This window comes from Pyrococcus horikoshii OT3 (assembly GCF_000011105.1).
Taxonomy (GTDB): domain Archaea; phylum Methanobacteriota_B; class Thermococci; order Thermococcales; family Thermococcaceae; genus Pyrococcus; species Pyrococcus horikoshii.
In genome coordinates this window covers 1,394,239-1,407,248 of record NC_000961.1, presented here as the reverse complement: position 1 = coordinate 1,407,248, position 13,010 = coordinate 1,394,239, and the positions used below count along the sequence as shown (strand labels likewise).

Annotated in this window: 16 protein-coding genes; 8 read left to right on the top strand and 8 right to left on the bottom strand. The window is 41.0% G+C overall.

The features are described 5' to 3' along the window. Positions 1 to 65: 65 nt before the first annotated feature. Positions 66 to 1,310: a peptide chain release factor aRF-1 gene (gene prf1 / locus PH_RS07485; protein WP_048053433.1), complete on the top strand. Its 1,245-nt coding sequence runs from the start codon at positions 66 to 68 to the stop codon at positions 1,308 to 1,310. Here prf1 and PH_RS07480 read toward each other — a convergent pair. Continuing rightward, positions 1,262 to 2,641 carry a TrpB-like pyridoxal phosphate-dependent enzyme gene (locus PH_RS07480; RefSeq protein ID WP_010885657.1) on the bottom strand — a complete coding sequence of 460 codons (1,380 nt, stop codon included), beginning with the start codon at positions 2,639 to 2,641 and terminating at the stop codon, positions 1,262 to 1,264. The two genes, prf1 and PH_RS07480, sit on opposite strands and share 49 nt — an antisense overlap. Before the next feature lie 68 nt (positions 2,642 to 2,709). Continuing rightward, a complete protein-coding gene (locus PH_RS07475; RefSeq protein ID WP_010885656.1) occupies positions 2,710 to 3,546 on the bottom strand; it encodes a M55 family metallopeptidase in 837 nt (278 codons plus the stop codon). Between the two features lie 75 nt (positions 3,547 to 3,621). On the opposite strand from PH_RS07475, the gene hypA reads away from it, so the two are divergent. Beyond that, the gene (hypA, locus tag PH_RS07470; protein ID WP_048053432.1) at positions 3,622 to 4,041 is read left to right on the top strand and encodes a hydrogenase nickel incorporation protein HypA; all 420 of its coding nucleotides are present in this window, start codon (positions 3,622 to 3,624) and stop codon (positions 4,039 to 4,041) included. Next, positions 4,038 to 4,766, top strand: coding sequence for an Mrp/NBP35 family ATP-binding protein (locus PH_RS07465; protein WP_010885654.1), 729 nt, complete (start codon positions 4,038 to 4,040; stop codon positions 4,764 to 4,766). The genes hypA and PH_RS07465 overlap by 4 nt, the downstream gene beginning before the upstream one ends. On the opposite strand, the gene PH_RS07460 is transcribed toward PH_RS07465, so the two are convergent. Both PH_RS07460 and PH_RS07455 read right to left on the bottom strand, forming a co-directional pair. Then, a complete protein-coding gene (locus PH_RS07460) occupies positions 4,750 to 5,262 on the bottom strand; it encodes an NUDIX domain-containing protein (RefSeq protein WP_048053431.1) in 513 nt (170 codons plus the stop codon). The genes PH_RS07465 and PH_RS07460 overlap by 17 nt on opposite strands. Positions 5,263 to 5,330: 68 nt before the next feature. Next, positions 5,331 to 6,077 carry a PfkB family carbohydrate kinase gene (locus tag PH_RS07455; protein ID WP_010885652.1) on the bottom strand — a complete coding sequence of 249 codons (747 nt, stop codon included), beginning with the start codon at positions 6,075 to 6,077 and terminating at the stop codon, positions 5,331 to 5,333. A 50-nt stretch (positions 6,078 to 6,127) separates the two neighbouring features. Here PH_RS07455 and PH_RS07450 point away from each other — a divergent pair, with 50 nt between their 5' ends. Next, complete coding sequence (locus tag PH_RS07450; RefSeq protein WP_010885651.1) at positions 6,128 to 6,754, top strand: hypothetical protein; 627 nt, start codon at positions 6,128 to 6,130, stop codon at positions 6,752 to 6,754. Here PH_RS07450 and PH_RS07445 read toward each other — a convergent pair. Beyond that, positions 6,749 to 7,612 carry a damage-control phosphatase gene (locus tag PH_RS07445; RefSeq protein WP_010885650.1) on the bottom strand — a complete coding sequence of 288 codons (864 nt, stop codon included), beginning with the start codon at positions 7,610 to 7,612 and terminating at the stop codon, positions 6,749 to 6,751. The genes PH_RS07450 and PH_RS07445 overlap by 6 nt on opposite strands. 61 nt (positions 7,613 to 7,673) lie before the next feature. Between PH_RS07445 and PH_RS07440 the strand changes: the two genes are divergently transcribed. Next, positions 7,674 to 8,648, top strand: coding sequence for an AIR synthase family protein (locus tag PH_RS07440; protein WP_048053605.1), 975 nt, complete (start codon positions 7,674 to 7,676; stop codon positions 8,646 to 8,648). Here PH_RS07440 and PH_RS07435 read toward each other — a convergent pair. The 3 genes from PH_RS07435 to sppA are packed head-to-tail and all read right to left on the bottom strand — an operon-like array spanning position 8,608 to position 11,092. Further along, the gene (locus PH_RS07435) at positions 8,608 to 9,633 is read right to left on the bottom strand and encodes an AI-2E family transporter (RefSeq protein ID WP_010885648.1); all 1,026 of its coding nucleotides are present in this window, start codon (positions 9,631 to 9,633) and stop codon (positions 8,608 to 8,610) included. The genes PH_RS07440 and PH_RS07435 overlap by 41 nt on opposite strands. Next, the gene (locus tag PH_RS07430) at positions 9,627 to 10,085 is read right to left on the bottom strand and encodes a PH1570 family protein (RefSeq protein WP_010885647.1); all 459 of its coding nucleotides are present in this window, start codon (positions 10,083 to 10,085) and stop codon (positions 9,627 to 9,629) included. The genes PH_RS07435 and PH_RS07430 overlap by 7 nt, the downstream gene beginning before the upstream one ends. A gap of 2 nt (positions 10,086 to 10,087) precedes the next feature. Then, positions 10,088 to 11,092, bottom strand: coding sequence for a signal peptide peptidase SppA (sppA, locus tag PH_RS07425; protein WP_010885646.1), 1,005 nt, complete (start codon positions 11,090 to 11,092; stop codon positions 10,088 to 10,090). A 128-nt stretch (positions 11,093 to 11,220) separates the two neighbouring features. On the opposite strand from sppA, the gene eif1A reads away from it, so the two are divergent. The 3 genes from eif1A to PH_RS07410 are packed head-to-tail and all read left to right on the top strand — an operon-like array spanning position 11,221 to position 13,001. After that, positions 11,221 to 11,562: a translation initiation factor eIF-1A gene (eif1A, locus tag PH_RS07420; RefSeq protein ID WP_048053429.1), complete on the top strand. Its 342-nt coding sequence runs from the start codon at positions 11,221 to 11,223 to the stop codon at positions 11,560 to 11,562. 6 nt (positions 11,563 to 11,568) lie between these two features. Continuing rightward, positions 11,569 to 12,369, top strand: a complete 801-nt coding sequence (locus PH_RS07415; RefSeq protein ID WP_010885644.1) for a serine protein kinase RIO — start codon at positions 11,569 to 11,571, stop codon at positions 12,367 to 12,369. Then, complete coding sequence (locus tag PH_RS07410) at positions 12,342 to 13,001, top strand: KH domain-containing protein (RefSeq protein ID WP_010885643.1); 660 nt, start codon at positions 12,342 to 12,344, stop codon at positions 12,999 to 13,001. The genes PH_RS07415 and PH_RS07410 overlap by 28 nt, the downstream gene beginning before the upstream one ends. Positions 13,002 to 13,010: the final 9 nt, after the last annotated feature.

The window sequence follows — 13,010 nt, the reverse complement described above, 5'->3', positions numbered from 1 at the left end:
TCCCTCATGCCAAACCTTTATAAATTGTCCAATTTTTAAACCTTTGGACGAGAGAGGTGAGTAAAATGACACGTCATGATGCTCAACTTTACGAATTAAAGAAGAAAATAGAGGAGCTAAAAAAGATAAGGGGTCGAGGGACTGAGTTGATATCCCTCTATATCCCTGCTGGTTATGACCTCAGTAAGGTCATGCAACAGCTCAGGGAGGAGTACAGTACGGCCCAAAATATAAAGTCAAAAACGACAAGGAAAAACGTTCTTGGGGCTCTGGAAAGGGCAATGCAACATTTAAAGCTATATAAGCAAACTCCAGAAAATGGCTTAGCCCTTTTTGTGGGTAACGTTAGTGAAATAGAAGGAAATACTGACATCAGGCTATGGGCAATAATTCCCCCCGAACCCCTAAACGTAAGACTTTATCGATGTGATCAAACTTTCGTCACTGAACCTCTTGAAGAGATGCTTAGGGTTAAGGATGCTTATGGCTTGATAACGGTTGAGAAGAATGAAGCCACCATAGGGCTACTTAGGGGGAAAAGAATAGAACTACTTGATGAGCTAACTTCTAATGTCCCTGGAAAGACGAGGGCTGGTGGACAGTCAGCTAGACGTTATGAGAGAATTAGAGAGCAAGAAACGCATGAATTCATGAAGAGGATTGGTGAACATGCAAACAGGGCGTTTCTTCCTTTACTTGAAAAAGGAGAACTAAAGGGAATTATCATTGGTGGCCCTGGGCCGACGAAAGAGGAGTTTGTTGAAGGGGAGTACCTACACCACGAGCTCAAGAAGAAGATACTTGGAGTCGTGGATATAAGCTACCATGGAGAGTACGGGCTTAGGGAATTAGTTGAGAAGGCTAGCGACATATTGAGAGATCACGAGGTTATTAGAGAGAAAAAACTAGTTAATGAGTTTCTTAAGCATGTAGTAAAGGATACGGGGCTTGCAACTTACGGTGAGAGGGAAGTTAGGAGGGCATTAGAAATAGGTGCCGTTGACGTTCTATTAATAAGTGAGGGGTACAACAAGGTTAGGGTTAGGGTTAAGTGCAACCACTGCGGTTGGGAAGAGCTGAAGACCATGAGCGAGGAAGAATACGAAGTCTATAGGAAGAAAATTACTAAATGCCCCAAGTGTGGAAGTCAGAACTTAACAATCGAAAAGTGGGATGTTGCAGAGGAGTTAATAAAAATGGCAGAGGAAGCGGGATCGGATGTCGAAATAATATCCCTAGACACTGAAGAAGGTCAGCAGTTCTATAGGGCATTTGGTGGCCTCGGGGCCATACTTAGGTTTAAGATTTGAGGTTCGTAATCCTCGAGCTTCCCCTCTAGATAGTCTTCATACCCCTTTAAATCTAAAAGTCCATGTCCGCTTAGATTGAAGAGTATCACAGTTTCTTCTCCCTTTCTTTTGGCCTCTAACGCCTTATCAATTACTGCCCTAACTGCATGTGCACTTTCCGGTGCTGGAACTATCCCTTCCGCTTTTGCAAAGAGAACGGCCGCTTCAAATACCTCCGTCTGATGATATGCCATTGGCTTTACTATTCCGTGATTCATGAGTACGCTAAGGGTTGGTGCTAGTCCATGGTATCTTAATCCACCTGCATGTATGGGTGGAACATAGTAGGTGTGCCCTAGGGTATACATCTTTATCTTTGGTGTTAAGCCAGCAGAATCGCCATAATCGTAAGTGTAAACTCCTTTGGTCATAGTTGGAACGGCCCTGGGCTCCACGGCTATAAATTCGTACTCCGCTTTTCCATCTAGGACATCCTTTATAAATGGGTAGCTTAATCCAGCGAAGTTGCTTCCCCCACCTACGCATCCAATTATTACATCCGGCTCTTCGAACTCTTTAACCTGCTTTTTGGCCTCTAGTCCAATCACGGTTTGATGCATCAGGACATGATTTAAAACGCTCCCCAGGGAATATCTGGCCTTCTCATCACTTAGAACATCTTCTATAGCTTCGCTAATGGCTATTCCCAAGCTTCCTGGATGATTTGGATCTTCCCTGAGGAACCTTTTCCCTACCTCGGTGTTCTCGCTCGGACTTGGGAAGACTTCAGCTCCGTAGATTTCCATTAGAATCTTTCTGTACGGTTTCTGGTAGTAACTAGCCCTGGTCATGTAAACTCTAACTTTAAGACCAATTAATGCCCCGGCTAAACTTAGAGCAGTCCCCCACTGTCCTGCTCCCGTTTCAGTGACGAGTCTTTTGATCCCTTCCTTCTTGGCATAATAAGCTTGGGCTAGTGCGGTATTTATCTTGTGACTCCCAGTTACTGTAGCTCCTTCATATTTAAAGTAAATCCTTGCAGGAGTTTTCAAGATTTTCTCCAGATTTGTAGCTCTAAAAAGCGGTGTAGGCCTTCCTATTTTTGCATACAGTTCTCTTACCTCTTTGGGTATCTTGATGTACCTCTTCTCACTAAATTCTTGCTTTATTAGCTCTTTTGCAAATATCCTAGTTAGTTTTTCTGGGTTAATTGTTTCATTCGTCTCTGGATCGAGAGGGGGGCTTAGAGGTTCTGGAAGATCCGGTAGGATATTATACCATCTCTTTGGAATTTCTCCATCCTTCAGTATTGACTTAGCGTGGATTTCTGCTTTGGATCCAAAAACGATCACTCCTACCGTTCATGGGGCATCAAGTAAAAAGAAATAGGGGGGATTGATAAAATTTTGGACAGGCTAACCTATCTAGAAGTTATATATGAAACTCCTGCGGCCGCGAACACGAGGGCTTCAAATATCTTATAAGCCTCTTCCATTGATTTTGCAACGTATTGGATTTCTTTTCCACTAGTCCTTTCAACGAAGGGTAGCAATTCTGCAACTTCGGCGTATGCGCTGTTTAGGAACCTAACCCTGACCTTAATTGGATATTCCGTTTTCAATGGTCTAAGTTCCCCTCTTTTAAGCTTATTAACGGCCCTTTGGATTGCTCCCCTTAATTCCTCTTCAATTTTCTTTAATGATGGGCTTATCGACGAGTACCTCCCTGAAGCCCTCTTAAAGGGGACAAATTCTATCCAGGGAGTTAACTTGGTATCCTCTCTTAGGGCTTCATCTCCTCCTAGGACACCTACTGGGATATTCCACTCGCCGAGTAGCATAGCGTTCATTAAGAATTCGCTCACCTCGATGTCATTAATGATGACCTTGTCAATAGTTGATCCGCTATAGGTGTGATCGAACGTAGCCCTACTGGTTCCGGCCTTCGCATGGTAGCCAAGGAATATGGCGATGTCAGAATTCTTGGCAAAAGCTACCATGCTGAGTGGCCTTGGAAAGCCTCTAACGAGGGATACGAATTCTGGCATCTCCTCGGGAATAACGTTCACCATGGGGCCGTGAGAATCTGCTACTATAACCTCCTCAAATCCTAGCCTATTCAATTCTTCAGCAGCAGTTTTTACAAGTCTCGTAGCTATCTCCCTTGCCTCTTTATATAAACTCCCTTTAACGAAGAGATGCTCCCTGCTAACTATATAAGGAAGACCTTCTAGGTCAATAGAAATGAAGGCCTTCATTATATACCACCATTATAAATGTAATCCCTTTCATTTTTAAACTATAATATATAAATCTTGTCAGGTGATGGTAACATGCACGAGTGGGCCCTGGCAGATGCTATAGTTAGAACTGTTCTCGAGCATGCTCAAAAGGAAAATGCCTCTAAAGTTCTGGCAGTAAAGGTAGTTTTAGGCGAACTTCAAGATGTTGATGCTAAAATAGTTGAATTTGCCATGAATGAGCTCTTTAAAGGGACAATAGCCGAGGGAGCTGAGATAATCTTCGAGGAAGAAGAAGCCGTATTTAAATGTAGAAATTGTGGATACGAGTGGCGTCTTAGCGAGGTGAGGGAGAAGTTGGATGAAAGGATGAGAGAGGATATCCACTTTATTCCCGAGGTAGTTCATGCTTTTCTCTCTTGTCCAAGATGTGGGAGTCATGATTTTGAGGTTGTTAAAGGGAGGGGAGTTTACATAGCTGGAATAAAGATCGAAAAGGAGGGAGAACAATGATTGACCCCAGGGAAATAGCTATCTCTTCAAGATTGGAGAAAGTCAGGAACGTCATCCCAGTTGTTAGTGGGAAAGGTGGTGTTGGTAAATCCCTTATCTCAACAACGTTGGCCTTGCTCCTAAGGGAGAAGGGGTATAAGGTAGGGCTTTTGGATCTGGACTTCCATGGAGCTAGTGATCATGTTATCCTGGGGTTTGAGCCTAAAGAGTTCCCAGAGGAAGATAAGGGTGTTGTTCCCCCAGAAGTTAACGGTGTAAAGTTCATGACCATAGTTTATTATACCGAGAATAAGCCGACGCCGTTAAGGGGGAAAGAAGTTAGTGATGCCTTGATAGAGTTACTAACGATAACTAGGTGGGATGAGTTGGATTACCTCGTAATTGACATGCCTCCGGGGCTCGGTGATCCCTTCTTGGATGTTCTTAGGTTTCTCAAAAGGGGTAAGTTCATAGTCGTTGCAACTCCCTCTAAATTAGCCCTAAACGTTGTAGAAAAACTAATCCAATTACTCAAGGAAGAGAACAGGGAAATCCTCGGGATAATTGAGAATATGAAACTAGACGAAGAGGAAGACGTTAAAAATCTAGCTAAAAGGCATGGCATAAACTATTTACTCGGGGTACCTTTTTACAGGGATCTTGAAGAGAAGATAGGGAAGGTCGAGGAATTATTGAAAACTCCATTTGCTGATAAGCTGAGGGAGGTCATTAAGGTTTTAGTGTGAGGGCATCCTCTATTATCTTTGCATGGTCAAATGCAAGCTTTTCCTTTATCCTTTCAATTTCATTAATGGGAACAACTGTAACATCTTTAGCATCATCTCCTGCTTTAAGTTCACCGCTTCCAACCGCTAGGAATGCTACAGTTACTGTGTGTCCCCTTGGATCTCTGCGGGGATCGGAGTAAACTCCAACTATTCTGAGGAGCTTTACGTCTAAGCCAGTCTCCTCTTTGGCTTCCCTAATTGCTGCATCTTCGACCTTTTCCCCATACTCAACGAATCCCCCAGGAAGGGCTAAAAATCCCTTATATGGTTCGTTCTTCCTCCTTATAAGGACGATTCCATTGTTATAGATTATAACTATGTCGACCGTGAGTCCTATGCATCTATACATTTCGACTTTAATTCCCTCTTTTTTGCCCGTTTCTTTAATCTTCTTCTCGAAACCTGATATATCGTAATCATCGGGAGCTTTTATAAGCAGAGCATACCTTTTCATTTTAATCACCGCTCAGCCAAGTCCCTCTCAATCATCGATTCAGCCAATCGAGGCCTCATCATCGCCATTCATATAGATTTTCTTTTCCTAGCTCTTAAAAATTCAGCGGTTTCTTTAATTGCGAAGTTTAGAGCCTCTTGCAGCTTATACTTATTGATACCGTAAGTTAGCAATGCTAAAAAACAGTCTCCAGCGCCAGTTGGATCTTGAGTATTAACGACTTCGGGCATAAATGTTATTTCTTCATCCTTCGTTATAATTTTCCCTTCCTTAACTCCATTTGTTATCGCTAGAACATCGGGCATCCCAGGATTCCTAATCCTTGAGTATTCCTCCTTTGATGCGTGAACTACAAAAGCCTTCTCCAAGAATCCTCCTTCAATATCCTTGAGTTCGACTTTCCAGCTTAGATTTCTTACAAACCCTTGAATATCAAGTGAAGGTCTTCTAAAGAGCTCTACATGTTCAGACTTTATTTCATTCGCTACTGGGTTTATTATTACGTTTTTTTCTCCGATTGTCTCGAGCTCATCCTGCGTAAATACTTCCCCTTTAGATATAACTTTGATGACTCTCTCATCTCCTGAATAAGATAGGCTAAAGGTTGTAGTTAAATTTCCCCTAAAAGCAACGACTTCAGCAAATTCTTCAATTTCTCCAAGCCACTCCTTCGGGTAGTCTGGCCCAATTTTTGTGTATATTGTAACATCAGCAAACTTGGAGAGGGCTAGAGCAGAGTAATATACCCCCCCTCCTGGTCTCTTCGTTCCCTTAATTATATCAATAGTAAGGTTTCCAACGACTGCAAACTTCATACCTATCAGTTGGAAGGCAAGTTTAAAAGGGTAATTTCGAATCTCAACACATGCCGTACCTTGTCATTGAACACCTAGAGGATATAAGCGAGTGGTTATTACTTGAATACAAGCACGTTGCACAATGGTGGGGGGATAAGCTGATATTCACTAACGTAAAGCCAAAGGAGAGAAAGATTTTAGCTGAAATTGGAAGTGTAGTTACTGAAAGTATTACGAAGCTTCCCGTAGATAGATCTAAGGTTATAGTCCTTGACCTTCAGGCTAAGGAGGAGCTTAAACCTGAGGATATTAGTGAGGATACCATTATAGTGGTTGGGGGTATTCTTGGAGATGCAATTCCAAGAGGAAGAACAAGGAAGTTAATAACGTCTAAAATGGAAGGTGTTAAGGTCAGGCATATTGGAAGGCCTCAATTTTCAATAGATGGGGCCTCAATTATAGCTAAGCTTATCAGCGAGGGAAAGAGGCTTGAGGAGATTGAGTATGAGGAGAATCCAACGATTAAATTAGATGAATTTAGTGAAATTACCTTTCACTATGCTGTTCCTAAACTAAATGGCAAGTTGCTACTCACTCCTGGGCTCATTGAACTTCAGAAAAAAGAACTTGGATATCTAGAAGAAGATGAAGATGATGGGCTTATAGAATTCTTTGAGGGAAAGGGAGAGTTATAGTTTAAATTTATTCCTCATGCACACCAGTGCACCCTTAGGAACCTTAAGCTCCCTAGCTACTGCGGGGCACTTAGCTTTCAAAAGAAAGAATATCCTACTATCATTTATTTCGCTTAACGTCTCGAAGTTCCCCTGTCCTTTTGCTATGATGACATCCGCCTTATTAAATGCCTCCATAAACTCTCTACTTACTAACTTAAGGGGAACTCCAACTATTCTCGTTCCTGTAGATATAACTTTTCCTAGTTTCTCCAATCCAGCCCTTTTTAAGTCTTCAACAGTTGCATCGTTTATTATTGGCCCCTCTTTTCCAGCTATGTATACTTCAGCATTTGAAATTTCCCTTATCTTTTCTATTAGAATTGCATCAAAATAGTGCTCTCCAACGTTGTCCGTGATGTACAAAATATTCTCCGCCCTCTTTACTTCCTCAAACAGTTCTTTACTGTCGTCAATGTAAAGTTTATCTTTGAGCATTTTTTCGACTTCTTCCTCGAGATCTTCTGGCGAGAATCCTACTGAGAAGTCTATTACGTTTCCAATTATTGCAAGTTTAACTGCAAGTTCAAAATCAAGCTTTAGCTTTCTCTTTATTATATCAGCGACTTTTCTTGCCATCTCCTCAGATTTTAGCTTATACTCTATAAACGGGTCATCATTGCCCAGGAATTTATACAACTCCAGGAATATTAAGCTTCCCGCTATCGCGGGTATTGCATTCTCATTATATTCCTTAGCTAACAATTTAGCTGCTAGTATCATAGCCCTCCTTCTAATATCCATATCCTGGGTTGCCATTTCTACTATTCTCTGGCATTGATTAGCCATGCATGTTAAGCATTCATATTGAACTTTCATTTTGAATCCCCTAATGGAATAGATTAATAATGCCTTTTTCAAAGTTAGGTGGGGAATGAAAATGCTGGTGGGTAAAATCCCTTCGGAGTTATTGGCAAAAATTTTAGAGAAATTAAAACCAGGAGATAAGGTTATAGTTGGCCCTAAGGTTGGGATAGATGCAACTGCAATTGACTTTGGTGATTACGTTTTAGTAGCATCAACTGATCCAATAACTGGGACAGAGGAAAAGATAGGCTTTTACGCTGTTAATATAAACGCGAATGACGTGGCAACCTTTGGTGCTAGGCCGAAGTGGTTTTTAGTTACGATACTACTTCCTGAGGGTTCCGAGTTCAATGATGTCATTACCATAATGGATGAGGTACGTGAAGTTGCTGAGGGGATGGGAATATCGATAGTTGGTGGCCATACAGAAGTCACTCCTGGGTTAAAGAAGCCTATAGTTGTGGGGACTATGCTTGGTGAGGTTGAGAAGGAAAATCTCGTTGTTCCAAATCCAAGACCAGGTGATGCAATAATCCTTACGAAGGGGGCAGGAATTGAGGGTACCTCTATAATAGCCCATGAAAGAGAGGAAGAGCTCAAGGGAGTTTTCGGTTCAAATTTCGTTGAAAGGGCCAAAGCTTTCATTAATGAAATAAGTATAGTCAGGGAGGCCCTTCTCTCTAGGGAATTTGCAACAGCAATGCATGATCCAACTGAGGGAGGGATAGCAAATGGCCTTCATGAAATGGCGGATATAAATGGGCTTGGCTTTAGAATCTTTGCGAATAAAGTAATTATAAGGGAAGAAACCAGAAAGATATGCCACTTCTATGACCTTGATCCGCTAGCATTGATAAGTTCGGGTGCTTTACTGATCTCTACCCCTAGAGATCATGCAAAATTCCTAATTGAGAGGTTACTCTCACATGGAATTCAGGCGAGTATAATTGGGGAATTTTTGGCCGAGAAAAAGAGAGTAATAATAGAGAATGGGGCCGAAAGACCTCTTAAGCGTCCTGAGAGCGATGAGCTTTGGAAGGTTGTTTAGTCCCTATCTCTCTCCATGCATCTATAAGGGCTAATAATAGTCCTATAGCTATTGGGCCTAGGATTATACCAACTGCCCCAAAGGCTATCCAACCGCCGAATATTCCAACTAAAGCTACTACAGAGCTCACTTTCGCCCTCTCTTTTGCAAATTTCGGCTTGAGGAAATAGTCGGGGATCGGGGATATGGTAATTATTCCATATATCGCAAAAATTATGGCAAGGAGCATTGATCGTCTCAAGAGGATTATTGCTCCAGCAAGCCACATTATCCATCCTCCAACAACGGGAAGTAGCTCTAAAACAATACATAGAACTCCCGCCGCTATGGAACCTGCAACATTGCTTATCTTAAATAGGTAAAATCCCAGGGCTAAAAAGATTCCCTTTACTACGCTGAAAAATAGCCAGGTTTTAAGGATAGCATCTACAGTATCTTTTACTTTTTCTATCATTTTCTCTCCTAATTCCCTATTTGTTAATGGCAGCAACTCATAGATCTCCTTAGCTAAGAAATCTGCATTTAGGAGGGTAGCATAGAATACCGCTAGAAACACAATCAGTTGAAGTGCAAGTTTTGGCAGGGAAAGGGTGTATTGGAGTAGGATACTCCTTAACTTTTCCGGGAAACTTGTGGCCAAGGCATCGAAAAGCGAAGAAAGAAAACCAGGGACGTTGAGTGTAGAAAGCCAAGAGAAAAAGGCATCAAGGTAGTTATATAGGTTCTTAAGGGTATCTGTTATCCACAGAGTTACGCCAACAAAAAATATCAGGGAAAATATCGATAAAATACCTGATAGAATCAGAACGGAGTTTCTTTTTCCAACTTTTTTGCTTAGTTTAATGTGAAAGGGATAAGCTATGTAACTTGCCGCCATTCCAAATACTATCGGGGCAATCAGATCTTTGAGGGTTTCCCATACAAGGAAGATTATCAGAAGAATTATTGCTATCCATACAATTTTCTCTTTTTCCAATTCTACCACTTCCAGATGTATTTTAGAATTTTGTTAGCAATGCTGGGTTTATTAAATATGAATAATCTCCCCCTCGGGTCTAGGATGAAATAATTACCCACGGCTAGGTATCCTTCCTTAGTTTTGTATATTTTTGCCTCCTCAATTTTTATCTCAAGTGGGGGTTTAATTTTCTTAATTTCTTCTTGAAGCTTTTTAATGACCTGCTCACTCGTGAATTTTATTGGTTTCAGTTGAAATTCTTCATCTTGGATCTCTTCACCTTCTAAATAGATATTCCAGAATTCTTTGGCGCACTCAAAAGGATATACGTACTCTCTCCCGTATTCTGGAAGATAAAGTTCGTAAATCATAGCTAAAAGAACTTTTCTTGCATCATTTCCGTAAAATTTGACTTCAACATTGAACTTTTCATCTTTAAAACCGTTTTCAAAGACCTCTAACTTCTCCTCACATTGCATTTCTACTCCCCTCTCCTTATGTATCCATATACTAGATTGGGGGGCATGTACAGCAAGGCCGTTGTTCCTATTTCAAATTTCCCTCTATTTACATCGTATACTATAACGTTTGCTTTTTTAGCTCCAATCAATTTTAGAAGTTCCTTCAATGCCAAGTCAAGATCTCCCAGCTTATCTACCAGAGTTCCATTGACATCCTTAGCGAACCATGTTCTTCCAGTTGCAAATTTCTTAACATCTTCTACTGTCATGTTTCTCCCTTCACTTACGACCTGAAGGAAATCGTTAAAGTATGTCTGAATTTGAGTTTGAACTATCTTTCTCTCTTCTGGTGTGAGCTTTCTCCAATCGGCCCCCATGTCTTTATATGGTCCAGTCTTGAATACTTCCACTTCAATTCCGTTCATTTCATAATACTTTTCCGCATTAAAATGAACGTATATAACTCCTATGCTCCCCACGTCTGCTAGAGGGTTAGCAACAATCTCTTTGGCCGCACATGCTATGTAATATCCTCCTGAGTAGGCGTATCCACTAACGTACGCTATTACCGGCTTTATATAATCTAACTTTTTTAGTTCGATGTATATCTCTCTTACCGGACCAACAAACCCTCCTGGGCTCTCTATCCATACTAGAACTCCTTTTATTGTATCATTTTCCCTTATCCTTCTAATGACCTCTATAACATTTAAAGCGGATTCGTCGTCAATTGGTCCGAAGATTGGTAATATTGCAACAGTCACATTTGTATAAGTTACGTTTCTAGATGCTATAAATCCCTTTAAGAATTCGACCTCTCTTTTGAGCTTCTCATTTTGGAGTTTAAGAATTGTTACATTATCTTCAGGAGAAGTTAACACAGTGGTCTCATTGAAGCTTGGCTTACCCTCCTTATACTTTTCTACCTCACCTATCTGGATATAAAGGAGGGCATTACTTACTATTGAAAGGCTTAAAACTAAGGCTAAGATTAGCGAGATGTATTTCCAAACACCTTCTTGCATTGTTACACCTCCATTATCCCTCTTTTATGGGTGTTTATATACCTTCCAAATCTTTATGCAAAAATTTTTAAAGTTTCCACTTAAACTGCATGTGGAAAAATTTTTGCAAAAATTAGGGGGTGATGATCATGCCTAAGAAGGAGAGAAAGGTTGAGGGTGAAGAGGTTATAAGGGTTCCCCTTCCAGAAGGAAATCAGCTGTTCGGAGTAGTTGAGCAGGCATTAGGGGCTGGATGGATGGATGTTAGATGCGAGGATGGAAAGATCAGGAGATGTAGGATCCCAGGAAAGCTTAGAAGGAGAGTATGGATTAGGGTTGGTGACTTAGTAATAGTTCAACCTTGGCCAGTCCAGAGCGATAAGAGAGGAGATATAGTCTATAGGTACACTCAAACTCAGGTTGACTGGTTGCTAAGAAAAGGGAAGATCACCCAAGAGTTCCTGACAGGGGGCTCCTTGCTGGTAGAGTGATGAATTATGGAAAGACTTGATAGAGAGATAGCAGAAGTTCTCGGATTAACAGAAAGAAGAGAAAAAGATAGTGAGCTCTTTAAAGTCTTTAGCGAAGTATTTGATAAGACAACGGTTGAGACAATAACTTACTTTTACAGGCGAGGAAAGATAGAAAGACTTTATGGTGTCTTAAGCACAGGGAAAGAAGCCAATGTCTTTGCTGGTTATGATTCAAACGGAAATAAAATAGCGGTAAAGATCTATAGAACATACACAACAGAGTTTAGGAGGATATGGGAATATTTAGCCGCAGACCCGCGAATAGGGAGCTTACCTCGGGATATAAGAAAATTAGTTTTTGTATGGACGAGAAGGGAATATAAGAATTTGCAAAGAGCTCTCAAATATGCAGTTAGGGCTCCTGAACCAATAGCTTTCCGAAATAATATTTTGATTATGGAGTTCATAGGAGACGATCTTCCTGCACCTAGACTCAAGGATGTTGAAAAGGAGCTTGAGAAGGGAGATTTTGAGGAGCTATATGACTTTGCAATGAGATCAATAGAGAAACTTTGGAAACGTGGGGATATGGTTCATGGAGACTTAAGCGAGTATAATATTCTAATCTGGCATGAACCTGTTATAATAGATTGGTCTCAAGCAACTGTTAAGAGAAATAGAATGAGTTTAACGTTGCTTTATAGAGATATAAGGAATATAACTAACTACTTTGCTAGAAAAGGAGTTGACGTTGAGGATCCTGAGGTAAAATTTAGGGAACTCGCGGGTGATGAGTTATGGGAGAGGAATTTGAGAAACTTATGAAAAAGTTCGAAAACGTGAATAAAGATGGTGAGATCGTTGAGGATGAGGATGAGTGGGAAGAGTTCTTTAAGCAGGAGGAATATGTTAAGATACCTAAAGATAGAATAGCCGTGTTAATTGGAAAGAAAGGGCAAACTAAAAAGGAAATTGAGAAAAGGACTAAAACTAAGATAACTATCGATAGTGAGACTGGAGAAGTTTGGATTACCTCAACAAAAGAAACTGAAGATCCTCTAGCAGTTTGGAAGGCTAGGGATATCGTCCTTGCAATAGGTAGGGGATTTTCTCCCGAGAGAGCTTTTAGGTTGCTCAATGAGGGAGAGTACCTCGAGATAATTAACCTAACGGATATAATAATAGGGAACGAGAAGAACGCTCTCCCCAGGGTTAGGGGAAGGATAATCGGTAGAAAGGGAAGGACTAGGCAGATAATAGAGGAGATGAGTGGTGCTAGTGTTAGCGTTTATGGGAAGACAGTTGCGATAATAGGGAACCCAATTCAGATTGAAATAGCAAAGACGGCAATAGAAAAGCTTGCTAGAGGATCTCCTCATGGCTCCGTTTATAGGTACCTAGAGAGGAGGAAAAAGGACTTGGAATTGGAAGGAGCTATGTATTATGAAAACTTGTGAGGTGTTAAC